At 31.5% G+C, this 26,428-nt stretch carries 19 protein-coding genes; 5 read left to right on the forward strand and 14 right to left on the reverse strand.

What is annotated here, in order from left to right; all coding sequences use genetic code 11:
- Both ACWOA3_RS04160 and ACWOA3_RS04165 read right to left on the reverse strand, forming a co-directional pair.
- A complete protein-coding gene (locus ACWOA3_RS04160) occupies positions 1-1,311 on the reverse strand; it encodes a GH32 C-terminal domain-containing protein (protein WP_456884262.1) in 1,311 nt (436 codons plus the stop codon).
- Positions 1,301-2,803, reverse strand: coding sequence for a sucrose-specific PTS transporter subunit IIBC (locus ACWOA3_RS04165; protein ID WP_456884264.1), 1,503 nt, complete (start codon positions 2,801-2,803; stop codon positions 1,301-1,303). The genes ACWOA3_RS04160 and ACWOA3_RS04165 overlap by 11 nt, the downstream gene beginning before the upstream one ends.
- Before the next feature lie 215 nt (positions 2,804-3,018).
- On the opposite strand from ACWOA3_RS04165, the gene ACWOA3_RS04170 reads away from it, so the two are divergent.
- On the forward strand, positions 3,019-4,779 hold the full coding sequence (locus tag ACWOA3_RS04170) for a glycerophosphoryl diester phosphodiesterase membrane domain-containing protein (RefSeq protein WP_456884266.1): 1,761 nt from the start codon (positions 3,019-3,021) through the stop codon (positions 4,777-4,779).
- A gap of 119 nt (positions 4,780-4,898) precedes the next feature.
- Here the strand turns inward: ACWOA3_RS04170 and ACWOA3_RS04175 are convergent, their stop codons facing one another.
- Both ACWOA3_RS04175 and gap read right to left on the reverse strand, forming a co-directional pair.
- Complete coding sequence (locus ACWOA3_RS04175) at positions 4,899-11,096, reverse strand: leucine-rich repeat domain-containing protein (protein ID WP_456884267.1); 6,198 nt, start codon at positions 11,094-11,096, stop codon at positions 4,899-4,901.
- 301 nt (positions 11,097-11,397) lie between these two features.
- Positions 11,398-12,414: a type I glyceraldehyde-3-phosphate dehydrogenase gene (gene gap, locus ACWOA3_RS04180; RefSeq protein ID WP_456884269.1), complete on the reverse strand. Its 1,017-nt coding sequence runs from the start codon at positions 12,412-12,414 to the stop codon at positions 11,398-11,400.
- A gap of 413 nt (positions 12,415-12,827) precedes the next feature.
- Between gap and ACWOA3_RS04185 the strand changes: the two genes are divergently transcribed.
- Both ACWOA3_RS04185 and ACWOA3_RS04190 read left to right on the forward strand, forming a co-directional pair.
- Positions 12,828-13,676: a 5'-nucleotidase, lipoprotein e(P4) family gene (locus ACWOA3_RS04185; RefSeq protein ID WP_172497903.1), complete on the forward strand. Its 849-nt coding sequence runs from the start codon at positions 12,828-12,830 to the stop codon at positions 13,674-13,676.
- Between the two features lie 182 nt (positions 13,677-13,858).
- Complete coding sequence (locus tag ACWOA3_RS04190; protein WP_456884272.1) at positions 13,859-17,098, forward strand: amidase family protein; 3,240 nt, start codon at positions 13,859-13,861, stop codon at positions 17,096-17,098.
- A gap of 247 nt (positions 17,099-17,345) precedes the next feature.
- Here the strand turns inward: ACWOA3_RS04190 and ACWOA3_RS04195 are convergent, their stop codons facing one another.
- From ACWOA3_RS04195 to upp, 9 genes are all read right to left on the reverse strand, one after another.
- Positions 17,346-17,750, reverse strand: a complete 405-nt coding sequence (locus ACWOA3_RS04195; protein ID WP_003147220.1) for a F0F1 ATP synthase subunit epsilon — start codon at positions 17,748-17,750, stop codon at positions 17,346-17,348.
- Between the two features lie 20 nt (positions 17,751-17,770).
- Complete coding sequence (gene atpD, locus ACWOA3_RS04200; protein WP_456884274.1) at positions 17,771-19,186, reverse strand: F0F1 ATP synthase subunit beta; 1,416 nt, start codon at positions 19,184-19,186, stop codon at positions 17,771-17,773.
- 39 nt (positions 19,187-19,225) lie between these two features.
- A complete protein-coding gene (atpG, locus tag ACWOA3_RS04205; protein WP_003147222.1) occupies positions 19,226-20,095 on the reverse strand; it encodes an ATP synthase F1 subunit gamma in 870 nt (289 codons plus the stop codon).
- Positions 20,096-20,129: 34 nt separating this feature from the next.
- The gene (gene atpA, locus ACWOA3_RS04210) at positions 20,130-21,632 is read right to left on the reverse strand and encodes a F0F1 ATP synthase subunit alpha (RefSeq protein ID WP_003147223.1); all 1,503 of its coding nucleotides are present in this window, start codon (positions 21,630-21,632) and stop codon (positions 20,130-20,132) included.
- Positions 21,633-21,659: 27 nt separating this feature from the next.
- Positions 21,660-22,199 carry an ATP synthase F1 subunit delta gene (atpH, locus tag ACWOA3_RS04215; RefSeq protein ID WP_003147225.1) on the reverse strand — a complete coding sequence of 180 codons (540 nt, stop codon included), beginning with the start codon at positions 22,197-22,199 and terminating at the stop codon, positions 21,660-21,662.
- Positions 22,199-22,723, reverse strand: a complete 525-nt coding sequence (atpF, locus tag ACWOA3_RS04220; protein WP_003147226.1) for a F0F1 ATP synthase subunit B — start codon at positions 22,721-22,723, stop codon at positions 22,199-22,201. The genes atpH and atpF overlap by 1 nt, the downstream gene beginning before the upstream one ends.
- A gap of 52 nt (positions 22,724-22,775) precedes the next feature.
- The gene (gene atpE, locus ACWOA3_RS04225; RefSeq protein WP_003147228.1) at positions 22,776-22,991 is read right to left on the reverse strand and encodes a F0F1 ATP synthase subunit C; all 216 of its coding nucleotides are present in this window, start codon (positions 22,989-22,991) and stop codon (positions 22,776-22,778) included.
- A gap of 78 nt (positions 22,992-23,069) precedes the next feature.
- Positions 23,070-23,798: a F0F1 ATP synthase subunit A gene (gene atpB / locus ACWOA3_RS04230; protein WP_003147230.1), complete on the reverse strand. Its 729-nt coding sequence runs from the start codon at positions 23,796-23,798 to the stop codon at positions 23,070-23,072.
- Positions 23,799-23,961: 163 nt separating this feature from the next.
- A complete protein-coding gene (gene upp / locus ACWOA3_RS04235; RefSeq protein WP_003147232.1) occupies positions 23,962-24,591 on the reverse strand; it encodes a uracil phosphoribosyltransferase in 630 nt (209 codons plus the stop codon).
- Positions 24,592-24,776: 185 nt separating this feature from the next.
- On the opposite strand from upp, the gene ACWOA3_RS04240 reads away from it, so the two are divergent.
- The gene (locus ACWOA3_RS04240) at positions 24,777-25,094 is read left to right on the forward strand and encodes a hypothetical protein (RefSeq protein WP_003147233.1); all 318 of its coding nucleotides are present in this window, start codon (positions 24,777-24,779) and stop codon (positions 25,092-25,094) included.
- Positions 25,095-25,107: 13 nt separating this feature from the next.
- Positions 25,108-25,632, forward strand: coding sequence for a hypothetical protein (locus tag ACWOA3_RS04245; protein ID WP_456884277.1), 525 nt, complete (start codon positions 25,108-25,110; stop codon positions 25,630-25,632).
- Between the two features lie 99 nt (positions 25,633-25,731).
- Here the strand turns inward: ACWOA3_RS04245 and ACWOA3_RS04250 are convergent, their stop codons facing one another.
- The gene (locus ACWOA3_RS04250) at positions 25,732-26,262 is read right to left on the reverse strand and encodes a PepSY domain-containing protein (RefSeq protein WP_456884279.1); all 531 of its coding nucleotides are present in this window, start codon (positions 26,260-26,262) and stop codon (positions 25,732-25,734) included.
- Between the last annotated feature and the right edge of the window lie 166 nt (positions 26,263-26,428).

The following is a 26,428-nucleotide window of genomic DNA, read 5'->3' on the forward strand; positions in this document are numbered from 1 at the left end:
TTAGTTCTCCTCTCTAATTTCAATTGCTCCAAGTTCTTTTGCTAAATAATCAGTGGCTAAGATATTAACATTATGATTTTCTGGATAAAATCTTGTTGAAAGTGCAAAAGATCCCTCATTTGCGAATAATTCAATAGATGAACTATCAAATACTATTTCCACATTTTCTAAATCCAGTTTATATTTTCTATCATCTCTTCCATAACCACTAGTTCCAAAAGATACTTTCAATTCTTTATTGTCATAGCTTACTTTAAAATCAGCTACGCTAATTTCAAACTTATCGCTATGTTCTTGTTTATAATACCATGTATTTTTGTTAAAGTCATTAGTTTTAATATCGTTACCTAATAAATCTTTCACCGATTTGTGTAACGTTTGTCTAACCTTACCATCTTTGTAATTTACTACACGCGGAACAGTTAGACAGTTTTGATAACCAAACTTCGTAGTTGGATTAGTATAGCTACTATCTGGTACATACATCCAACCGATAAGCACACGATTATCATCTTCATCTAAAAATGTTTGCGATGCATAAAAATCATGTCCATAATCTAGTAATGTGAAGTTATCTAATTTATCAACATTCTCAATTCCCTCTTCAACTACAGAATATCCAATTTGGTACATATTTCCATAATTTGGATACATTCTTGTAATACCCTGAGGTGAGAACATGAAAATTTCTTTACCATCTACTTCGAAATAATCTGGACATTCCCACATGAATCCTAGATTTTTTTCTGAGTAAATAGTTTTATATGGTTTAAGAGTATCCTTATCGAATACTAATAAACATCCATAATCATTGCTATCTCTAGCTCCAAGAACTAAATAATTTTTTCCATTTTTTTCAAATATTTTAGGATCTCTAACATGATTTGACATATTAGGATAATCATCTGTAGTTAACAGACATTTTTTCTCAGTAAAATTAATTCCATCTTCCGTTTCAAAAGATATGGTATTATGACCACGTCCTTCATGAACGTAGTCATAATCACCTTTATATTTCACATTTCCTGTGTAGTAGAAGACTAATTTCCCATCTTCTATATTGGCACTCCCTGAATAAACACCACTTTTTTCTTCTTCTATAGTTGGTGTAAGGAATACGCCACGATCTTCATAATTTTTTAGGTCACTACTAGTATAGTAATACCATAGTTTTAATCCACCTTCTACTTCATAAGAATATTGGTGAAAAATATGATATTTACCTTTAAAGTAAGCTAATCCATTCGGATCGTTTAGCCAACCTTTAGTAGGTTCTAAATGAAGATTTTGTTTCCAGTTATTAGCTAGCATTTACAAGTTCCTTCTTAGTTTTGAAGAAGTATGCTGTTACTGAGAATGAAACGATGAATGATAATGCTAAACCAATACCAAATGTTGACCAATGGTTTGCAGGAATTGATAAGAATCCTGGAAGACCAGCTGCACCTAATGCTGATGCAAATACTTTGTTTAATCCAATCCATGCACTTCCTACTGCACTTCCTGCAATAGCTCCGTAGAATGGATATCTAAGTCTTAAGTTAACCCCGAACATAGCTGGCTCTGTAATACCTAGTAAAGCAGAAATACCAGATGCTGATGAGATTGATTTCATTTTTGTGTTTTTAGAGAATACTAATACTGCAAGAACCGCTGCACCTTGAGCTACGTTAGACATAGATGCGATTGGGAAAATAAATGTTAATCCTGTTGCAGCTAGTAGTTGAGTTTCGATAGCTGAAAAACTTTGGTGTAATCCAGTAATTACGATTGGTGCGTAGAATAAACCGAAGATTGCTGCTCCTACGAATCCGCCTTGCATGTATAACCACTGTAATCCTTGACCAAGTAAAGTACCAGCTTCACGAAGTACTGGTCCCATCCATGCGAATGTTACGAATCCTGTTACGAATAATGAAATTAATGGTGTAGTTAAGTTATCTAACCATGATGGAGTTACACGACGTAAGAATTTTTCGATTGTAGCTAATAACCAAGCAGCTGCAAGAATCGGTAATACAGTTCCTTGATATCCTACTTTAGCGATCTTAAATCCGAATACATCCCAGTACCCAAGAGTTGTAACTCTTTGAAGACCTTCTACAGCTTGACCACTTTGGTTAACGATATCTAAAGCTGGTGCAAGAAGTTGGTTTGTAGATGGATCTAATTTACCAAATGTATAGAAGTTCATTACATCTGGGTGAACCATTAACATCGCAAGTGCTACCCCAAGATATGGGTTACCACCAAAACGTTTAGTAGCAGAGAATCCAATTAATACAGGTAAGAATACGAACGGCGCATTAGCAAATACGTTAACCATGTCTGCTAGACCTGCGATACCTGGGTTAGCTTCAATAACTGATTTACCAGTGTAGAATAAATCTTTAGCTGTTAATACGTTATTGATACCCATTAAAAGACCACCAGCAACAATCGCTGGAATAATTGGAACGAAAATATCACTTAACATTTTTACGAAACGTTGAAGCGGATTTCCTTTTGGTTTTTTAACAGTTTCACTTGAATCTTCTTCACTATTTGATGCAGCACCTTTGAATACTTCATTATATGCTGCGTAAACTTGTTGAACAAGACCACTTCCGAAGATTAATTGAAGCTGACCATTATTAAAGAATACACCTTTAACACCTTCAATATCCTCTAATTTTTCTTTATTATATTTTTTTTCATCGTTTAATTCTAAACGAAGACGAGTTGCGCAGTGAACAACAGAGCGTAAGTTTTCCTCACCACCACTATGTTCAACAACTTCTTTAACAACTTTTTTTAAGTCCATAGTTCTTTCTCCTTTATATTTTTAAATTTTAATATAATGACTCTTAACATTTACCAAAATACAAATGGTAACGTTACTTTTTTATTGTACACCTCTTAATATCAAATTGTCAAGAGAAAAAAGTAACGTTACCATAATTTTTTATAAATAGTAACTTCCTTGCTTCAAAGTATTATTTTTGTTATAATCTAATAACTATAAAATAGGAGGCTTATATGGATTTTTCAATTAAAAATCTATTTACTAGTGTTTTTACAAACATTAATCGATATAAATTCACATACATTTCAATAGCTGCTATAATTCAACTAATTCTTGTATGTGGTTTATGGTTAATCGCTAGAGTTTTTCAACTAGCACTTACTCTGGCAGGTGAAGAATATCTTGATAAAAACAATATCCTTCACATACTAACCAATCCCTATAGTTTTATAATTCTCAATTTTTTAATACTTATCGTAGCATTTTTTATGTTTATAGAATTTTCTATACTGACATTTACAATATACGGACAACTAACAGATAAGAAATATTCATATCGAAAAATCTTAAAGAATGCATGGAATAAAACAAAAAATTTGGCAGGTTTTCAAACTCTATTTTTTATAATTTATTTCATAATTACTATTCCTACAGTAAATATAGGTGTAAGATCCGTTCTTGCTAAAAATCTCTTCATTCCAAAGTTTATTAGCAGTGAAATAATGAAAACAAATAGTGGTTTTATCATTTGGGGAATAATAATGATTGTTTTCGCCTATCTCAATCTTAGGTTGATTTTTACATTACCCCTAACTGCTGTTGGTGATGAGAATATACTCGATAGTATTAAAAGAAGTTGGGAACTTACAAAAACCGGTAAAAGAAAACTTGTATTCACTATTATCTTATTTGAAATAATATACATCATTATTGCAGTAATTTTAATCGGTGTTATCACCTTCTTATGTATTTATATTGACAAAGATGGTAATAATCCTATAGTTCAAACCTTATTTTTCTCGGCAATAAGTGCAATTATATTCTTTCTTGGAGTAATTTCAAAAGTAACGGTCATAACTTCATTAGTAACTGTACTAATAGATCAAAATGAAATATCAGAAGAACTAGTAAATAACCTTAACGAAAATAAGAATAAATCGAGATTAGTAGCAACCTTTACTACTATAATAATTATTCTTGCTTCTATTATTAATGGTTTTAATATTTATGGAAATGGAGTCAACAAAAATAGTGAAACAATCGCTCATAGAGGTTATGTCTATAAAGGTGTAGAAAATTCTATCGAAGCTCTTGAAGGTGCGGCTGAAGTCGGAGCTAATTACGTAGAATTAGATATATTGCTAACTAAAGACAATAAATTCGTTGTAATGCATGACTATAACCTTAAAAGACTTGCAGGTGTTAATAAACGAGTTCAAGATATGACGTTCGATGAGGTTGTTGGTCTACAAATAAAACAAGGAAACCATACTAGTAAAATACCTTCTTTAGAAGAATTTGTAAATAAAGCTAAGGATTTAAATATGAATCTAGTAATAGAACTAAAACCTCATGGTGGTGAACCAAGTAACTACGTCGACATCCTTATTAAAGAGATAAAAAGATTAAAACTTGAAAATTATAAATTCATGTCACTTAATTCTAAAGTTATGGAAGACCTTGAAACAAAAGCACCAAATTTAGAAACTGGTTATGTAATCCCTCTTCAATTTGGAAACTTTCAACAAAGTAGCGTCGACTTTTTCGTAATAGAAGACTTCTCGTATAGGGACCGTCTAGTAGAACAAGCTAAAAAACAAAACAAAAAAGTTTTTGTCTGGACAATAAATGATCCAGCTTTAATTACTAGATACTTACAAAGCCCTGCAGATGGTATTATTACCGATGAACCTGAACTTGTAAAAGAAGAAAAAAATATCTTAGAAAATAACTACTCATATTACGATAAAATACTAAGACTTATTAATATATAAAAAATATCGACTGAAATAATTAAGTTTCAGTCGATATTTTTATTATGCTGTGATTTTTTTAATAACAGTTTCTAAGACTTGTATTTGTTCTTTTATCCCCTCTTTTGAAGTATCTTCATTTAATAGTTTCTAGCTAAAGCTCTTGCTTTTTTATATTCAGTTTTTAATTCTGGGGCTGCCTGAGTATACTTGTCAGTTTTCATTAAATCATTATCTACTAATGCTTGCAGTTTCTCTTTCAGTTGTTCAGTAGTTTCTGATATATTCTCCTCAGTTTTAGGTTTTATACCCTCGTTGTTATTTAGTTTCTCTATTTCAGAGATAAGTACTTTTAATACTTCAACAGTTGATGCTTCTTTGATTCTCTTGATATATTTTGTTTTATCTTGAATAAACTCAGAATTCAATACCTTATTTTTAGCTTCCTCTTTAACTAATTTCAACTCTTCAGTCATAGAAGTTGAATTATTATTTGAAGGTGTTACTTCTGCAGAACTACTATTTTTCTGAGCATTTGCTTTCTCAAGCGTTTTTATAGCTGCAGATAATTTATTAATTCTTATCTCTAATTCATTTTTATCAGCGCCAGCCTTAGATAGTACTTTTTCTGCATTATTTCTTGAATTCAGCCAAGCAGTTTCTTCTCCAGTTCCTTGCATTTTATAATTAGATTCAGTTCTTAGGTCTTTTGCTACAAGATTCTGTAGTTGTTCTTTTAATTTCTTAACATCTTCATTAACCACTGGCTGTGTTCCGTTATTTGAATCTTCAACTTTTGGTTTTTCTGCTGTCATTGAATCACCATTAGAATTCTTATATACATATATTATTTCTGTTTTTTCTCCAATTCTATCATTAAGTGCACTAATATCTTTTACTTTAACAAATGTATACCCTGTTAAGTCAGCTTTCCCTACTGAAACTGGGAAGTGACTATATGCTTTTAATACTTTATCTTCAGCAATCTTTTTACCAGTTTCATCTTGATATTTAAGTGTTATAGTTTTTACCACTGGATCTACTTGTCCGCCTGTCTTTTCAACAATAGCGTGTACTTTATGAGTTGTATCAAAATTTGTTCCATCCACCGCAAAAGTATAAGTGAATTTCATATTCTCTTTTAAATTACCTGGTAAAATTATTTCAGCAATTTGGAATGTTCCATTTCCAAGAATACCATTATTTACACCACTCTTACCTGCAAGAACCATTTTAATAAGATCACTCTCAGCTCCTTCTATAGGCCACTCTACTCCATTTTGGTCAACTATCTCAACTTTTGTTTTTACTTCATTCAAATTAGCTCCGTAAAGGTGAACTTCAGTTTTTTTACTAACTTGATTCGATGCTACAGTTGTTTCAGTTTTTTCTATCCCGTCATTCACAGCACCAGTCCCACTAGTTCTATATGATGTAATTGTCAAATTTGATAATACTGGTTTTGTACTATCTTGATTTCTACCCACTACCGTAAATGTGGGCTTATCTCGTCTATCTCTTTTGTCTAATGTTGTAATATTAACCTCTTTACCGTTTTGATAAATTTTAATTTTATATGATTTTGAACTACTCTCATTATTTTCTGGGAAGTTAATTTTCGCTAAAATATCATTATTGCGTTTTTCATAAACAACACTGCTTGTTAATGAACTATTTTCTTCTATCGAATCAGAATTAAATACTCTTATTTTCACATTACTTGTAGTCAAATTATCCCCTTTTAAAACTAAAGTACCTACTCCTTTACCTTGGAGAACTTCATTTTCTAATGAATAATTTGTTATTTTAGAATCTTTTACAAATGCTTCTTGTGTTTTTTCTAAATATTTATCCGTTTCTTTTCCATCTACGGTAGCTACAAATTTGTAATTTACTTCTTTATCACTTTCATTTTTTGGAACAGTAATAGTGTAACTCACTTTATTAGTTGATTCAGTTAAAAATTTATCTATTGTTACATTCTCTGTTTTTACACCATCTCGATAAGCAACGAGTCCTACTTTGTTTACATCTGTATTTTTAACTTCTACATCAAGTAATAATAACCCACCCTTACCTGACAATTTATTTTGAACGATAGCTTCTTTAATAGACACTATTTTATTATTTCCTGTTGAAACATTCCCCTCATTTTCCAATTTATTAGGTTTGCTCACCTCGGGATTTTCTGGTTTTGCTCCAGAATTATTTTCTTCATGAGTTTCCGGTTTAGAATCCACATTCCCTTCACCAGGGGGAGTTACTTTCCCTCCTATTTTTTCAGCAATAGCCTTAACTTCTTCTATAGTTTTGGCTGCATTTAATTCTGCTCTTAATTTTAACTTATCTTCATTGTCTTTATCTGATGCGACAATTAATTTCTTAACTTTTGTTTTTTCACTTCCTACTATTGCTTCATTTGTTCTTTTAGCAAGGTTTTTTATTTCATTTTCTAATTGTTCCTTAGTGGCATTCGGATTTCTAAGTACTTTTTCTGCTTCTGTTTTAGAAAAAATCCACGCATTATTAGCTGGTTGATTTCCTTCGTTAGCGATATAACCTTTTTCTGTTCTTAATTCTCTGCTAACTAATTTTTCAAGTTCACCGCGTATTTTACTTAAATCCTCTTTGGGTTTTTCTTCTTTTTTTAATTCACCTAAATCTATAGAATCATAAAATTCATCTGTTCCTACTTTATATGGAATAAATTCTCCCTCTTTTTCTTTTAATACGAGATTATCATGGAATACTTCATCTTCTCTTCCTTTTATCTTAATAATATATTCTTCTCCAACAGTTAACTGAACATTAGATAACATACCATTTTCACTGGTAGCGATAACTTTATCTTTTGGATTATTTTTATTAATGAATTCAACTGTCACCTCACTTAATTCAGGAGTTTTTCCGTTTCTAACTAACATTTCAGGAATAGTACCTTTTTTAAGTGGTTTCTCATCTTCTTTTGATTTTTTAATTTTTTCTAATGCAGTTGTCAAGTTTCCTATATAACCTTTTACATAAATTGGTAAAGTCTCTGATTTAGCAAGTTCCTCTTTCGCTGAATTTACAATATTTTTTAATTCTTTATTAGGTGATTTTTCTAATTCTGCTTCCGCTTCTTTGATTTTTTCTTTTAAATCTGTTTTTAAATAATTTAAATCTATTTTTTTCACCACAAATACTGGAATCTTAGTACCATTATAATCTTCTAATATATAATTTTTATTCAAATCATTATATGAGATTTTCCCTTCTTCTGAAACATTTAAATTCACTGAATCAGGTCTGAATTCCCAGTTGAATTGGTCATTTTTTGATACATTTACTATATAATCTACACCATTAACTTTAGTTTCTAAATCCAACTCTACAATACCATTTTTATTAGATCTAGCATTTTTCAATGTTGTAATTTTCGTTCTAATACCATTTACAGACAATTCAACATTCTCAACAGGATTTCCATTCTCATCTACTACTTTATAATATGATTTAATTGTTTTTATTTCTTTATCATTTTTTCTTTCTTCTTTAAAATCAATTACTCCAGTAGTTTGTTCGGTAACTGCTTTATTATCAATACTTACAATTTCTCCATCTTCATCAGTTGTAAATATAACATTCTCTCTATTAAATGCTGAATCTCTTTTTTCAATTCTTAATTCATACTTTTTATTAGGTTTAAGTTTATTAGCAGTAAATGTTAATGTACCTTCTTCACCAGTTTTTTCTTGTTTTACAATATTTGGAATAATACCATCATACTCAAACAGTCTAAATGGAACATTACTAATTGGAGCACCTGAACTATTAGTCACTTTTGCAGTAATACCATCCAATGTAACTACATCATCCTCAGGTGTTTCCTCTTTTTCTATTTTTTTCACTTCTAAATTTTGTATTATTTCGTTAGTTTTTACATTATATAATACAGAGAATCCATCCTCTTCTTTTGCTACTACATCAATATCTTCCATCTGATATTTCTCATTATCATTTAGAGATAATGTATAAACTTCATCTTTAGTAAGTTCAAGTCCACTTAACATTCCTTTATTAGTATTTTTTTCAATTACTTCATTGTCATTTTTTTTGTTAACTAGTATGTATGTTAGCTTATCAGTTACAGGTTTATTTTCATTTGTTACAACTAAATCATCAATGACTAATTTTTTAGGTTCAGCAACTTTTTCTTTAATGTTTAATTTAATATTTCTTATATTCCAAGTATAGTCATCAACTGATAATTTTAAATCTATTGGTACTACTTTACCTTGATTTTTATTTAAAAACTCTTCAGTAAATGTAAAATCAAATTTTGAAGTTTCTCGATTGTATGTTGCACTTACTCCTTCTACATTAGTAGTAACTGTTGAAAATAGATTAACAGGTTCATCACTTTCAAAAACTTTAGCTATTTTTTCTCCTAGCTCATTAATTCCTCTAAATGGACTATCTATTGATACATTAGTTTTTGAAACGTCAACTGTTTTATCGTAATTTAATCTTTGACCTGCAAAACTAACACTCCCTTCACCTGACATTTGCTTAGCTAAAATATCAGAAATATACTGTTCCAGCCCCTCATAATTACTTATATGATTTCCACTTAACACTAAATCTTTAACATTAGTTAAATTTTTTATAGGAGTTATGTCTGTTATATTATTACTTCCTAATGACAACAATTCTAGTTTCGACATATTTCTAACTGCAGAGATATCATTAATACCACCACTAACAGTTGGATGAACTGGGTCTCCTGTTTGATTATTGTTATTATGAAGATCCAAATGTCTTAGATTAGTCAGTTTAGCTAAAGGTGAAATATCCTCAATTTTATTTGCATATAAGTCTAAATACTCTAAATTCGTTAATTCTGAAATAGGAGTTAGATCAGAGATTCTATTTCTTATTAATGAAAGTTTTAATAATTTGTTTAATTTAGCTATAGGTGACAAATCACTTATTTCATTTTCCCCTAAATCTAGTTTTTCCAAATTCACAGCATTTTCCAATCCAGATAAATTTGTAATACCATATGATTGAATAAACTTAAATTCAGGAGTATCTTTTAAAGATTTTGCTTTTAGTATCGGATTATCTTTTATATCTCTCATACTAATTTCTTTTAATGACTCTATTTCTTTTCTAGTAATTTTTTCGTCATCAGCTCGCGAAGTATCGATATTTTTATTTATCAATTTTCTTAGATTTTTGTCTTTAATAATTACTTCTTCATCTTTTTTATTATTTTCTTCTCCTACAGGTTTAGTTGTATTTACATTGTCACTTGGTTTCTCTGGTTTTGCCTCAGGGGTTGGTTTCACCTCTGGTTTTTCTGGTTTTACTTCTGGCGTTGGTTTTATCTCTGGTTTCTCCGGTTTAACTTCTGGAGTTGGTTTCACCTCTAGTTTCTCTGGTTTTACTTCAGGAGTGGGTTTTTCCTTTGGTTTCTCCGGTTTTACTCCTGGCGCTGGTTTTACTTCTGGTTGTCCTGGTTTTACTTCAGGGGTTGGTTTTGCTTCTGGTTTCTCTGGTTTTACCTCAGGGGTTGGTTTTTCCTCTGGTTTTACTTCTGGCGTTGGTTTCACCTCTGGTTTTTCTGGTTTTACTTCTGGCTTTGGTTTTGCCTCTGGTTTTTCTGGTTTTACTTCTGGCGTTGGTTTTGCCTCTGGTTTTTCTGGTTTTACTTCTGGCGTTGGTTTTGCCTCTGGTTTTTCTGGTTTTACTTCTGGCGTTGGAGTTACTTCTGGTTTCTCTGGTTTCACCTCAGGCTTTGGTTCCATCTCTGGTTTTTCTGGTTTCACCTCAGGCTTTGGTTTCATCTCTGGTTTTTCTGGTTTTATTTCCGGCACTGAATTATCTTCTACATGATACTTAACATCTACTCTTAAATTATTACCTGCAATATTAATTGTTTGTGAAACACTTCTTTCCACTATTGCTGTGTTAGGTAAAGTTTTTTGCCCATTCGATATCAATTTTTTAATTTTTTCTAGCTGTTCTTTTGTTACTTTCTTATCTATTTTTTGTCCAGCCTTTATATTTTCAATGTGATATGAAGCTACTCTATTTCCATTTAACATTACATTTACATCTATATCTGTTAAATCTTTAGTTGCAGCTAGCTCAATTACAGCTCCTCCATCTCTTTCTATGACACGTATATTAATATCTTTATTAGCCTGCACTTCTATATTTTCTTTTGCTTTCAACAATTGTACATTAGCTTGAGATGACACAATTAGACTTGAAGCTATTATTACTGAAGCTACTCCCATACTAAATTTTCTTATTGAAAATATTTCTTTTCTACTAAATAAATTCTTCATACTTTTTCTCCATATTTATAAATTTATTTTATACTTTTTGTTGTATTACACCTACTATAATATAGTAATATAAGTGCTTTTTCAACACCTCTTTAGGTCGAACAGATAAGTTTAAATAACGTAATTTTTTTATTTTAATTACCTTTTTCTTTGTAATAACACAATCAAAAACTAAAAAATATCATATTATCATTATATTCAGAAAAATAATAATTTTTTTAGTAAATGACTAAGTAAATAATAATGGAAATCAAAAAAGGCTAGAAACCTTTTTTAGATTCCTAGCCTTATAATTTATATTCTATACTAATTTTACAAAATATCTCAATGTTCTAATTAGTTGTGCAGTGTATGACATTTCATTATCATACCAAGAAACAACCTTAACCATTTGATTTTTGCCCTGTCCAATAACTTTTGTTTGTGTAGCATCAAATAATGAACCATAACTCATTCCTATTATATCTGAAGATACTATAGGATCTTCCGTATATCCATATGATTCATTAGCTGCTTTTTTCATTACTTCATTAATTTCTTCCACAGTAGCATTTTTTTCAATAGTTACAAATAATTCTGTTAACGAACCAGTTGGAACGGGTACCCTTTGAGCTGCTCCATCTAAACGTCCATTTAACTCTGGGATAACTAATCCTATAGCCTTAGCAGCACCTGTAGTATTCGGTACTATATTTTCTGCGGCTGCTCGTCCACGTCTAAAATCCCCCTTGTTATGAGATCCATCTAAAGTATGCTGATCTCCTGTATATCCGTGGATAGTTGTCATTAAACCATGTACAATACCGAATTTATCATGTAATACTTTTGCCATTGGAGCAAGACAGTTTGTAGTGCATGACGCACCCGAGATTACAGTCTCTTCTCCAGTTAGTATTTCATGATTAACATTATATACAATAGTTTTGACATCTGAGCCTCCTGGTGCAGAAAGTAGGACTTTCCTAGCTCCCGCTCTTATATGCGCTTCAGCTTTATCCTTACTGTTAAAACGTCCACTACATTCTAGAACAATATCTACACCTAACTCTTTCCATGGTAAATTTTCTGGATCTGGTTCTCCAAAAACCTTAATTTCTTTACCATTTACGATAAACGCTCCCTCTCCTTCTTCTACAGTCCCTGGAAAAGGTCCTTGCGTTGTATCATATTTTAACAGATAAACTATTTGATTTATCGGTCTCATTCTTGATCTATTGACAGCTACAACCTCAATATCATCTGCATGCTGAGCTTGAATCTGTCTTAAGACTAATCTCCCAATACGACCAAAACCATTAATAGCAACTTTTATTGTCATGTGTTTTTCCCCCTGTTAATTATTTTACTCCTATAAGATAACTCATATTTTCATCCCTTTTACAACCTGAATTTCTTTTAAGTAAAATTATATGACAAACTAAACTTTTTAATTCATTATTTAATTGTGATTATCTATAAGAAATCTTATAGTAAGCGTTTCAAAACACCTAATTTCAGTATAGCATATAAAATTCTGTATTTCAATCGAGAAAATACAAATCATTATTCTTCAAATAAAAATAATACTAATTTTGTTTTATTATCATTTCATAAATCGTTTTCAACGTTAATTTAAATATTTTATATTAAAATATTTAAATTATAAATTTTTAAAAAATAATTTCATATTGAAATTTCCTAATTAATAAATTATACTTATAGTTATAGACAATAAAAGGAGCTATATTTATTATGAAAAATAAAAAATTTGTTATGACTATTTCATCAGTATTAGCTACTGTTGTTCTTGCAACAGGTTGTGCACAAAAAACTGAAGAAAAAAAAGAAGAAAATAAGAGTGGAGATAACAAGATAACTCTTACTTACGATCAACTTAGATCACGCGAAAATACAATGGGAGCTTTATGGTATCAAAATGCTGCTGAAGTAGATGCATTATACCAACAAGGTTACAATGTTGCTACTAATAAGTTAAAAGAACTATTAAAACAGCCTACTGATAAACCATATTCTATCGTCTTAGATATTGATGAAACAGTATTAAGCAACATACCATTCCAAGTAAAAATGGTTAAAGATGGAACTGCATTCAATCCAAAATTATGGGACGAGTGGGTTCAAAAAGCAGAAGCTACACCAGTGGCTGGAGCTAAAGAATTCTTACAATTTGCTGACAAAAATAAAGTTCAAATTTACTACATTTCTGACAGAACTGATGCACAAATAGATGCTACAATTAAAAACCTTGAAGCACAAGGTCTTCCAGTTCAAGGACGCGATCACCTAATGTTCAAAAAAGAAGGTGACAAGTCTAAAGAAGGACGTCGTCAAGAAGTTATTAAACATACTAACCTAGTTATGTTATTTGGGGATAACTTAGTTGACTTCGCTGAATTCTCAACTAAATCAGAAGCTGATAGAGATAAAATGTTTGAACAATTAAAAGCTGAATTTGGGGATAAATTCATCATCTTCCCTAACCCTATGTACGGATCATGGGAATCTGCAGTATACAAAGGTGAGAAAAAAGACGGTAAAGGACAATCTGAAGCTCGTCTAAATGCACTTAAAGGATACTAATCTTATATAAAATTAACAATTTAGAGTGTCTTAATATTATCTAATAAAAGATAATATTAAGACACTTATATTTTTTTCTATTTTTTAATTCTATATCCTTGATTGATAGCGAATATCAGAGTATAATTAAGTAGCAAAGCATATAACAGCTTATTTATTATTCATTAAATTAGGAGTCAAAAATGAAAAAGAAAAATCTAAAATACGTTCTTATACCAGCATTTGCAGCTACTACACTATTTCCTGTCTTAGCAACCGACAACCAAGCCCATGCTAATGAAAACAGTGATACAGTATCTGCACCAGTTAATAATACAGCTAGCAATAACGGAACTTCAACTACTGAAACCCCAACTTCTAACACTGCTACAAATTCATCTTCAACTACAGATGTTAAACCTAATGTAGATAGTAGTAATAATGAGGTTTCTACTACTAATACTGAAGAAAACACATCTTCTAAACCTACAATCCCATTTACTGTAGCAGAGTATAAACAAAAAAGTGCTCTTGAACTTGCTAAACTAATTCGTGAGAAAAAAGTAACAAGTACAGAGTTAGTTGATCTAGCATATAAAGTTATTTCAGATGAAAATCCTAAATTAAATGCTGTACTCACTACTGAAAATGGAAAAATTCCTAAAGCTATTATCGATGAAGCATATAGAACTGCTAAAGAAATAGACGAGAGAGTAAAAGCAGGTAATCTTGCCGCTAATCCTGTAAACTGGGAAGAACAACCATTCTTAGGAGTTCCTACATTAATTAAAGGATTAGATTTACTAAAAGATGGTGATACTTCTAATGGTATCTATTTTAATAAAGGTAAGGTCTCTAAGTTTAGTGGAGCTGTCGCAAAAGAATTCGAAAAACTTGGATTTGTAATACTTGGACAAACTAACTACCCTGAACTAGGAACTAGAAATATCACAGATTCTAAATTATTCGGACCTGCTGGTAACCCTTGGGATCCAAGTCGAAATACAGGTGGTTCTTCAGGAGGAAGCGCAGGTGCTGTAGCAAGTGGAATGGTATCAATTGCAAGCGGTAGTGATGCTGGTGGTTCAATTCGTATCCCTGCTTCATGGACAGGTTTAATTGGTTTAAAACCTACGGGTCATGTAGTAAAATTCCCTCTAGTAAAAACTATCGAAGATGCTAAGGCATATTTTGACAAGACAACAATCAACAAACCTAAAACACTAGAAGAAGTTCCAACTGATTTGAAAAAATTAAAAATTGCGTATTCACTTAAAACACCATTAAGAGATGTTGAATTAAGTGAAGATGGAAAAAAGGCCGTTCTTAAAGCTGTTGAATTTCTTAGAAAACAAGGCTTCACTGTAGAAGAAATAAATGAATTCCCTATTGATGGTTACGAAGGAATCAGAACTTATACAATTGGAGCTATTGGTGGAGCATACACTGCTCCCGCAAAAGTAGCTACTGAAGATAATAAACGCGATTTAGATCCTGCAACTTATGCACTAGGAACATCGTCATATAAAGGTAAGACTGTTAACACTGATATTTCTTCTGCAAAACCAATGTCTGAATATATAAATCAAATGAACGAATTTTATAAAAAATATGATTTATTCTTAATGGCAACGAATGCTGTGACAGCACCATCTAACGATAAAAAAGTTGACCCTTATGTAGATCCAGAGGTTGAAGAAAAGCTTTATAATATTAATCAAATAAAAGATCCAAAAGAGAGATTCAATCTACTAGTAAAACAATGGGAACCAATGATGAGAAGAACACCATTTACATGGCTATTTAACTTAACAGGAAATCCTGCTATCTCTTTACCAGTTTATAAGAGTGAAAATAATCTTCCTCTTGGAGTTATGTTTGCCGCAAAAAATAATTCAGAAAAAATACTTCTGGAAATGGGACAATTATTCCAAGATAATAATCAATTCATAATGCATCCAAACATTAGAAAAACAGTTGTTGCCGAAAATGGAAATAAAGTAAGAGAAAATGAATATGGTACAAAATATGAATATTCAATTCCTAATGAATCTCCTGTTGCTGATGCTCTTAAACCTTTCACTGGTAAAGTTGACGGACTTTCTGAAAATGGTAATAAAGTAGTTGTTGATAATGACGGTAATGTTTCTGAGTTCAACACACCTACTGACGCTCCTATTGCTGAGGCTCTTAAACCTTTCACTGGTAAAATTGATGGACTTTCTGAAAATGGTAATAAAGTAGTTATTGATAAGGATGGTAATGTTTCTGAATTCAATACTCCTACTGGCGTCCCTCTTGCTGATACTCTTAAACCTTTCACTGGGAAAATCGACGGACTTTCTGAAAATGGTAATAAAGTAGTTGTTGATAAGGATGGTAATGTTTCTGAATTCAACACACCTGCTGACGCTCCTATTGCTGAGGCTCTTAAACCTTTCACTGGTAAAATTGATGGACTTTCTGAAAATGGTAATAAAGTAGTTGTTGATAAGGATGGTAATGTTTCTGAATTCAATACTCCTACTGATGCTACTGTTACCGAAGCTCTTAAACCTTTCACTGGTAAAGTTAATGGACTTTCTGAAAATGGCAATAAAGTAGTAGTTGATAAAGATGGGAATGTTTCTGAATTCAATACTCCTGCTGACGCTCCTATTGCTGAGGCTCTGAAACCTTTCACTGGAAAAATTGATGGACTTTCAACAAATGGAAATAAAGTTGTTATCGATAAAGATGGTAAAGTTTCTGAATTTAGAAACCCAGAAAGAGCACCTAGTGTTCCAAAACTTCCAGAACTAACTATCAACAAAGAAACAACAACTGTTGTAATTAAATCAAAAGATCAAAATATCAGTGTAGAACTAAACTCTAACCATGCCGAAGAAATCAGTTTTAAAGCAACTGATATTACTAATAAAATAGATTTAGAAGAATTAAAAGCAAAAATAATAAATGATAAAAATAATGGAATTAATAATAAAGATGAAATTTCATCTATTAGGGTTGTTGATTTAGAATTACAAAAAGATAATAAAACAGTTAAACTAAATGTACCAAGAACAGTACATATAGCTTTACTTCAGAATGAACAAGATAAAGAAATACTTGTATATCACTTAAAAGACGATAATTCTATTGAATTAATACCTTCAAGTACTACAGGTGGAAATTTACAATTTACTGTAAATCACTTTAGTAAGTTTGCTATTATAGCAAAAATTAAAACAGCATTAGCATCTAATGAAAAAGATATTAATACTTCTGCAGTACAAGAAGAGAAAAAATTCACAGTTATAAATGCAAAAGGAGCAAAATCAACTCCTAAAAACCCACCAAAAACACTTCCTAAAACTGGAGAAACTACTAATAAGGCTTTAACTTTATTGGGAATTTCATTATTCGCTGCAACTATACTATTAAAACGTAGAAAAAATAGCTAATACACTTTTACCTCGGGCTGACCCAAAAATTATAAATTTTAACAAGGTGTATATGAAAACTAATAGACGCAGTGATTTATTGATATCTAAATTTGCTTTATAAAAGCTTTTTAGATATCTAATAAACTGTGCGGGGGTGACTCGACAAAATCGATTTCGAAATAACAATTTTTGAGTCACTCCCAGTTATCTCTTTAAAATTATAAAAAAAGATATAGTTCAAATGAAATGAACTATATCTTTTTCTTTACTTTTCAGATACTTTCAGACGGGCACAAGCTTTAGCTAAAGCTAGTTCTGCACGTCTTACATCAAGACCATTTTCTTTTTTAGCAAGACGTTCTTCCGCACGTTGTAATGCTCTTCGAGCACGTTCAACGTCAATATCTTTATCTAATTCTGCTGTTTGAACTATAATAGTTACTTCGCCTTTATGTGTTTCCACAAATCCTTCACTTACAGCTAAATATTCTTCTCTGCCATCAGGAAAAACTACTTTTAATGGTCCGACTTTTAATGATGCAACCATTGGAACGTGGTTGGCCATTACCCCAACTTGTCCACTTGTAGTCCCTAATACAACCATAGAAGCCTCTTTTGCGCTATAAGCTTCTCCATTAGGAGTAACAATGCTTACACTTAAAGTATTCATTTATTTACCTCCTATTTGTATTATACTTCTACTCCTAGTTTACGAGCTTTTTCTAATACGTCTTCAATACCACCAACTAGACGGAATGCATCTTCTGGAATATAGTCATATTTACCATCTAAGATTCCTTTAAATGCTTCTACTGATTCAGATACTGGAACATATGATCCAGGTTGACCAGTGAATTGTTCTGCTACGTGGAAGTTTTGAGATAAGAAGAATTGAACACGACGTGCTCTATCAACTGTTTTCTTATCTTCATCACTTAATTCGTCCATACCTAAGATAGCGATAATATCTTGTAATTCACGATATTTTTGAAGAGTTCTTTGAATTCTAGTCGCAACTTGATAGTGTTCTTCCCCTACAATTTCTGGAGCTAATGCTCTTGATGTAGAAGCTAATGGGTCAACGGCTGGATAGATACCCATCTCTGTTAATGAACGCTCAAGGTTTGTTGTTGCATCTAAGTGAGCGAATGTTGTAGCTGGAGCCGGGTCAGTATAGTCATCGGCTGGTACATAGATCGCTTGAATAGATGTAACAGATCCTTTTTTAGTTGATGTAATACGTTCTTGTAAACGTCCCATCTCAGTAGCAAGTGTTGGTTGGTAACCAACGGCTGAAGGCATACGTCCTAATAACGCAGAAACCTCAGAACCTGCTTGTGTGAAACGGAAGATGTTATCGATGAATAGAAGTACGTCTTGTCCTTCTTCATCACGGAAGTATTCCGCCATTGTTAATCCTGTTAATGCTACACGCATACGAGCACCAGGTGGTTCGTTCATTTGTCCGAATACCATGGCTGTTTTGTTAATAACACCTGAATCTTTCATTTCATAGTAAAGGTCATTACCTTCACGAGTACGTTCACCTACACCAGTGAATACTGAAAGACCACCGTGTTGTTGTGCAACGTTATTGATAAGTTCTTGGATAAGAACTGTTTTACCAACTCCCGCACCACCGAAAAGACCGATTTTACCACCTTTAATATATGGTGCTAGTAAGTCGATAACTTTAATACCTGTTTCAAGAACCTCAACGTGTGTTGATAATTCTTCGAATGTAGGAGCTTCTTTATGAATTGAATCTTTACGAACTTCTGCTCCTGCTTCTTCACCGTGGTCAACTGCTTCACCTAATACGTTGAACACACGACCTAATGTGTAGTTACCAACAGGAACTGTAATTGGTGCTCCTGTATCTACTACTTCTGCTCCCCTATTTAATCCATCAGTAGATGACATCGCAATTGTTCTAACTACGTTATCACCAATTTCTAGAGAAACTTCAAGAACTAATTTTTCTTTTTTTCCATCACCTTTTTCTATAAATACTTCTAAAGCATTTAATAGATTAGGCATATGCCCTGATTCGAATTTTACGTCTACTACAGGTCCCATAACTTGGAGAATATAACCTTTATTCATATGTTGTTTGCTAACTTAATAGCTTCTCCTTTCTCATTACTATTTTGTTGCTGCTGCTCCACTTACAATCTCTGTAATTTCTTGTGTAATTGCAGCTTGTCTTGCACGATTGTATTTAATCGTAAGTGTATCAATAATATTTCCTGCATTATCAGTTGAGTTTTTCATTGCTGTTTTTCTTGCAGAATGTTCACTAGCCTTACTATCTAATATACTTCCGTAAATCATACTTTCAGCATATTGTGGTAGTATTACATCTAGTACTGCTGCCTCACCAGGTTCAAATTCATAAGCTCCTGTAGGTTGCTCATCAGAATTTGCGAATTGATCTGTATTTTCTATAGGAAGAACTTTACTTTCAGTTACAACCTGTTGAATCATACTAACAAAGTGATTGTAATGTATGTAGATTTCATCATATTCTTTATCTATGAAATAACCTACAACTTTATTAGTAATTTCCTTAACCTGTGTGAAACTTGGCTCATCTGGTATATCTCTATAACTATCAACTACATTATAGCCATTTTTTCTGAAGAATTCTGCACCATAGTTACCTATAGCTACAATTCCATATTCGCTATCATTATGTCTTTCGTTAACAGTATTAACAAAGTTTCTAATGATATTAGAATTGAATCCTCCACATAAACCACTATCACTAGTAATTACCACATAAAGAGTTTTCTTAGCTTCTCTTTTTTCTAACATAGGATGCTTGATATTAGCTCCTTTACCAAAAATTGTTCCCATCACTTCTTGCATTTTTTGCATGTAAGGATTGAATCTTTGTGTGTTAGATTGTGCTTTTAAAAGTTTAGAAGTGGAAACCATTTCCATCGCTTTTGTAATATGACTAGTTTTCTTTGTAGAATTGATTTTGTTTTTAATATCTCTTAGTGACGCCAATTAGTTCACCACCTTTACTCTACTACTTCTCATCTTAAGCAAAAGTTTTTTTGAATGCAGCGATTACTTCATCCATAACTTCTGTTGCTGGTAAGTCTTTTGTTTCTTTAATGTGCTTAACTGCTTCATTTTCATGAGCATCTAAGTACGCATATAATTCTTGTTCAAATCTGTGAATATCTTTAACTTCAACATCATCTAAGAATCCGTGTGTTAAAGCATAAAGAATCATAACTTGTTTTTCTACTGGAATTGGTTTGTGTAAGTCTTGTTTTAGAACTTCAACTGTACGTTTACCACGTTCTAGTTTTTCACGAGTTGCTGGATCTAGGTCAGAACCGAATTGAGCAAAGCTTTCTAACTCACGGTAAGATGCTAAGTCAAGACGTAATGTACCTGATACTTTTTTCATAGCTTTAATTTGTGCAGATCCTCCTACCCTAGATACTGAAAGCCCTGCGTTAATCGCTGGTCTGATACCTGAGAAGAATAAATCTGATTGTAAGAAGATTTGTCCATCAGTAATTGAGATTACGTTTGTTGGAATATATGCAGAAATGTCACCTGCTTGTGTTTCTACGAATGGTAGTGCAGTGATACTTCCTCCACCAAAATCTTCATTTACACGAGCTGCACGCTCTAGAAGACGTGAGTGTAAATAGAATACGTCCCCTGGGTAAGCTTCACGACCTGGTGGTCGTTTTAATAGTAATGATAACTCACGGTAAGCTGCTGCTTGTTTTGATAAGTCATCATACACGATTACTACATCTTTACCATTAAACATGAATTCTTCCGCCATAGCAACCCCTGCATAAGGTGCAATGTAAAGAAGTGGTGCTGGTTGAGATGCTGATGCTGTAACTACGATAGTGTAGTCTAATGCACCATGTTCTTTAAGTGTTTCTACAACACTACGTACTGTAGATTCTTTTTGCCCAATTGCAACATAGATACAAATAACATCTTGTCCTTTTTGAGCTAAAATTGAGTCGATAGCTACTGCAGTTTTACCTGTTTGTCTATCCCCGATAATAAGCTCACGTTGTCCACGTCCGATTGGTACTAATGCATCGATCGCTTTAATACCAGTTTGGAAAGGAACTGATACAGATTTACGTCCCATAACCCCAACTGCTGGAGATTCAATTGGACGACGTTTTGTAGTATTTACTGGACCACGTCCATCAACTGGTTGTCCTAATGGATCAACTACACGTCCTATTAATTCTTCACCAACAGGAACGTCCATAACACGTCCAGTACGACGAACTTCGTCTCCTTCTTTAATATCAGTTGTTGGTCCTAAAATTACGATACCAACATTAGTGTCTTCAAGGTTTTGAGCAAGACCCATAACCCCTGTTTTAGTGAATTCAACTAACTCACCACTCATTATTTCATTAAGACCGTATACACGAGCTATACCATCCCCTACTTCTATAACTGTACCGACATCTGTTGACTTAACTTCAAACTGATAATTTTCTATTTGTGATTTTAGTAATGAACTAATTTCTTCAGCTCTAATAGCCATTTATGTCCCTCCTTGTTTCAACTTCTTCTAGATTGTAGAAATTTTTGACTTTATAGCGTTTAATTTTGCTCTAACACTAGCATCTACTACTTTGTTATTGTAAGTAAGTTTAAGCCCACCTAGAAGACTCTTGTCTACAAGGTTATTAAGTTCTACTTTTTCTAGTTGTAACTCATTTTTAAGTTTTTCTTTTAGATTTTCTAACTGAACTTCAGTTAGTGGCGAAGCTGATTCAACTTTTACAACAACGCTATTTGAATGTTTATTAAACAATTCAGTAAATTGCTCTAAAACAAAATTTATTAATGAGATTTGCAGATTTCCTGCTAAGATTTTCACAACATTTACAACATATTTATTTACTCCTGCAAATGACGCTTCAATCAAGTTAATTTTTTTTATTTTTTCTAAATTAGGGTTGTTCATCAATGTAACAAAATCAGAGTTTCCATTAATAACTTTTGCAACTTCTGGTAACTCATTAGCTACTTGTTCTAATGCGTTATTTTCTTTTGCAACTTCAAATAATGAATATCCAATTTTATTAGCTAATACTGACTTACTCATTATTTCACCCCTACCTCTTTAATGACTTTATCAACATATTCACTTTGTGTTGAGTCATCTAATTCTTTTTCTAAAATTTTCGAAGCTACAAGCACTGATAAATCAGCAATTTGTCTGTTGATTTCTTCAAGCGCTCTTTTCTTCTCATCCTCAATATCTCTTTGAGCATTTACTTTTAATTGTTCTGCTTGTTTGCGAGCTTCTTCAAGAATAGCTTGTTTTTCAATCTTAGATTGTTCGCGAGCATCTTCCATCATAACTTTAATTTCTTGTTGAGCATTTTTTAATTTTTCTTGATTTTCTTCAAGTAAAACTAATGCTTCTTTTTGATTTCTAGCAGCATCATCAAGTTGACCTTCAACTAATCTTTGACGCTCATCTAACATATCAATAAGTTTGTCCCAAGCAAATTTTTTCAGTAATACTAATAAGATTAACACAGCTATTATGTTAATAGCCATATTTCCTAGATTAAAACCTTGATGAGAAGCGTGTTCAGTAGCTAAAAATACTAAATTTTCCATTTACTAACTGCTCCTATTTTTCTTAGTTATTTTATTTTATTACTAAAATTAACTATTTTGCTAAAATGATGAATGCAATAACTACTGCTAAGATAGGTACCGCTTCAACAAGTGCGAACATTACAAATGCATTAGATTTTAATTTAGGTTCAACTTCTGGTTGGCGAGAAACACCTTCCATAAATTTACCGAATAAATATCCGTTACCAATACCAGCTCCAATCGCTGCTAATCCTGCTGCTAATCCTGCTCCAATTAATTCTACCATAATTATATTTTCCTCCTTGGATAATAAATGAATTTTATTAATTATTAATTTTTACATAAAATTGTGTACTTATTTGAATTAATGTTCATCACTAATTTTATGTGATATATAAATAAATGATAATACCGTAAAGATATATGCTTGGATAAATCCTATAAATAGAGAGAATCCTTTCCATACTACTAAACCTGTAATACCTGCGATAGCACCGAAGACACCTGCTGTTGTTAGTGTCGCTAAAAGTGCTAACAGTACTTCCCCTGCATAAATATTACCGAATAAACGCATTGAAAGTGTCAATAAGTTTGTAAACTCTTCGATAACTTTAAACGGCGCAATACCTATACCCGAAGAAGTATATGTACCAAAGTAATGTTTAGTACCTTTATACTTAATTCCTGCATAATGAGTAAACACAATAACTAATAATGCAAGAGAGAAAGTAAATGTTGGATCGGCTGTTATAGAATTCACATATACAACTTCATTGTAACTAACTTCTATAAGCACACCAATCGTATTTGCTACAGCAATAAGTGAAATAAGTGTTAACGCTGTCGCCCATAATCCTTTACCATATTTTTTCCAACTAACGTTACCCTTAATTACATTATCACTAACGAAATAAGCAAGTAACTCAGCTGCATTTTGACGTTTACTATCTGGTCTTAATTTAATTCTACTAGTTAGAAACATCACTATAATAAAGGTAAGCAACACTGTTATTAAAGTTGTGATTACACTAGGAATATTAACCGTTATATCATAGCCAAATAATTTGGTAATAAGATATGTATGTTTTTCCATATATTCCCCTCACCTCTTTTCTTAAGTATCTTTTATATTTCTAAATCTGTTGTAATATAAAATTAGAAATACTTAATACATATTATAATATTATTTTATAATATTTGCTAGCGATTTCTTAAATTTTATCTAAATTGTTTAAAAATATGTTATTAATATTTTATTATTTTGTTCCGAAGATTCTGTCTCCAGCGTCTCCTAGTCCTGGTACGATATACCCATGATCATTTAGTTTTTCATCTAATCCTGCGATATAGATATCTACATCTGGATGTGCATCATGTAAAGCTTTTACACCTTCTGGTGCTGCTATTAAACACATAAATTTAATATCGTTAACTCCACGTTGTTTTAGTGAGTCAATTGCAGCAATAGCTGAACCACCAGTTGCTAACATTGGGTCAACAACGATGAAATGACGTTCTTCTGGATTACTTGGTATTTTTACAAAGTACTCATGTGGTTGAAGTGTTTCTGGATCACGATACAAACCTACATGTCCTACTCTTGCTGATGGAATTAAATTCATTAAACCATCAACCATTCCTAATCCTGCACGAAGAATTGGAACAAAAACTATCTTTTTACCTGCAAGACGTTTACAAGTAGTAGTTTGAATTGGAGTTTCTACTTCAACATCCTCTAATGGAAGATCCCGAGTAATTTCATAAGCCATTAAAGAACCTACTTCATTAGTAAGCTGTCTAAAGTCTTTAGAACCCGTTCTCTTATCTCTAATAAAAGATAATTTGTGTTGGATCAATGGATGATCAAATACATGAACTTTTGACATAATTATAGTTCTCCTTTGTTATATTATTATATTTATTTTACTCTAATTATTTCATTTTAACAAGGGATATCCGAAAATATTTTACCTCCTTTAAAAAATATTTTTTTATTAAAACTCTTATATTACTAGACTTCTATTATAGAAAATATTACAATAATAAAAACAAGATAAACGGAGACTTTAACATGCAAAGAAAAACATTTTTAGGGATATTTTTACTTACTAGTATTTTCTACTATATTATCCCACTACTTTTTTTGAAATTCTACAATGGCACTAGTGATAAAGCTGGTTTCATTTTAATATTGGTTTATGGATTCACTTCATTTGCTATAACACTATTAATATCATACTTTATTCAAAGAACTATATTTATACCCGTATTAAGTACTATTCTAGCACTTCCTTTATTTTTCATCTTTAATTCAAGTGCTCTAGTTTTATTACTTATTATAATAGTTTTTTCATTTATAGCTTATGGTCTATCATCATTATTTAAATAATTAAGGAGAGCATATGACAATATTCAAACGTAATTTAATAATAGCTACAGGTATATATTTACTTTTTTATCTTACACCTATTTTAGCTAATCCTTTTATGGCTTTAAATTTATTAGAAGCAGCTATAGTTGGAATCTTAATTTTCGGTGGATTTTATTTAAGTTATATATTCATGTATACAAACAAAAGCAAACTCGATGAACGTACTAAAAGTACAATAATTACAATTTTAGTACTATTAATAGCATTACTGATATTTTTTAATCCTTTTAAATTTCCAACATCATTCAATATTATTATAAATAAATACTTAGCAATTCTAATTCTTTTACTTGTATTAATATTTATAATAATACTAGCAAAAAAAATGGATAATTCTGTAATTGTAATTTTACTTTTTGCTCCGTCAATTATCCAAGGATTATTTATGAGACTTTCATATAAAGCAATGCTTTTCTACGTTGCAAATCCTAACTTCAATCTATATTTAATAGCGGCTATTTTCATTGGATACTATATTTATAACAATAGAAAGTAATCAATTAAAAAGGAATAATTAATCGTTTAGACCATCCCATATAACTATAAAAAACTGATAACCTAGATTTTCTTTCTAGATTATCAGTTTATTATTTTATTAATTATCTATCTCTACTTTTAATACTTTACCTGATACTGCATCTACTACTACATCATACTCTAATCCATTAGCACGTGCTTCTACTTTGTACACGTATAAAGATGATCCATTATTTTGTGGCGCATAATCATCCTCGTATTTAGGTTTAATTTTTACAAAGTTAATATTTTGCTCCGGTACTGATATTGCCTCTGCTACAATTGAGCGAATCTCTTGTTGTGACTTAGCATTTTGTTGTGTATTGTTGTTATTTCCGTTGTTATTTGAATCTGTTTGATTTCCTGTATTCAACTTAATATTTGAGTAAGCATCTTGAATTTTAGTTCTTTGTGCAGTTTCATATTTATCATATGCATAGGCTCCTACTCCACCAGTCACCACTACAGCTAATGCTCCGATAATTAATGGTTTTAAAAAATTTCTTTTTGTTTTTTTAGGTTGTTCATTATATTGGTTATCATATTCGATATTTTCTACATAAGTTCCTTCAATTGTTTCGATTTCGTTATTATTTATATTTTTTGTCATTTTTAATTTACCTCTTTTTCTTTATATTTTTATTATATCTTCGTTTTATGAACGTTAAATGAAGATTTCATTTTTATTCTTCTCTTTCGATATTTTTATTATATCTTTATTTTATGAACGTTAAATGAAGATTTCACTTTTGTTCTTCTTTTAAGATATTTTTATT

The organism is Gemella taiwanensis, assembly GCF_054054385.1.

Bases quoted from the DNA above. Each gene is read 5' to 3' on its own strand.
- gap (WP_456884269.1), bottom strand. From the start codon at position 12,414: ATGACAATAAAAGTTGCTATTAATGGTTTTGGTCGTATTGGGAGATTA.
- ACWOA3_RS04195 (WP_003147220.1), bottom strand. From the start codon at position 17,750: ATGAATACTTTAAGTGTAAGCATTGTTACTCCTAATGGAGAAGCTTAT.
- atpA (WP_003147223.1), bottom strand. From the start codon at position 21,632: ATGGCTATTAGAGCTGAAGAAATTAGTTCATTACTAAAATCACAAATA.
- ACWOA3_RS04245 (WP_456884277.1), top strand. From the start codon at position 25,108: ATGACAATATTCAAACGTAATTTAATAATAGCTACAGGTATATATTTA.
- ACWOA3_RS04240 (WP_003147233.1), top strand. From the start codon at position 24,777: ATGCAAAGAAAAACATTTTTAGGGATATTTTTACTTACTAGTATTTTC.
- ACWOA3_RS04250 (WP_456884279.1), bottom strand. From the start codon at position 26,262: ATGACAAAAAATATAAATAATAACGAAATCGAAACAATTGAAGGAACT.
- atpB (WP_003147230.1), bottom strand. From the start codon at position 23,798: ATGGAAAAACATACATATCTTATTACCAAATTATTTGGCTATGATATA.
- ACWOA3_RS04185 (WP_172497903.1), top strand. From the start codon at position 12,828: ATGAAAAATAAAAAATTTGTTATGACTATTTCATCAGTATTAGCTACT.
- ACWOA3_RS04170 (WP_456884266.1), top strand. From the start codon at position 3,019: ATGGATTTTTCAATTAAAAATCTATTTACTAGTGTTTTTACAAACATT.
- atpH (WP_003147225.1), bottom strand. From the start codon at position 22,199: ATGAGTAAGTCAGTATTAGCTAATAAAATTGGATATTCATTATTTGAA.
- ACWOA3_RS04175 (WP_456884267.1), bottom strand. From the start codon at position 11,096: ATGAAGAATTTATTTAGTAGAAAAGAAATATTTTCAATAAGAAAATTT.
- upp (WP_003147232.1), bottom strand. From the start codon at position 24,591: ATGTCAAAAGTTCATGTATTTGATCATCCATTGATCCAACACAAATTA.
- atpE (WP_003147228.1), bottom strand. From the start codon at position 22,991: ATGGTAGAATTAATTGGAGCAGGATTAGCAGCAGGATTAGCAGCGATT.
- ACWOA3_RS04165 (WP_456884264.1), bottom strand. From the start codon at position 2,803: ATGGACTTAAAAAAAGTTGTTAAAGAAGTTGTTGAACATAGTGGTGGT.
- ACWOA3_RS04190 (WP_456884272.1), top strand. From the start codon at position 13,859: ATGAAAAAGAAAAATCTAAAATACGTTCTTATACCAGCATTTGCAGCT.
- atpF (WP_003147226.1), bottom strand. From the start codon at position 22,723: ATGGAAAATTTAGTATTTTTAGCTACTGAACACGCTTCTCATCAAGGT.
- atpD (WP_456884274.1), bottom strand. From the start codon at position 19,186: ATGAATAAAGGTTATATTCTCCAAGTTATGGGACCTGTAGTAGACGTA.
- ACWOA3_RS04160 (WP_456884262.1), bottom strand. From the start codon at position 1,311: ATGCTAGCTAATAACTGGAAACAAAATCTTCATTTAGAACCTACTAAA.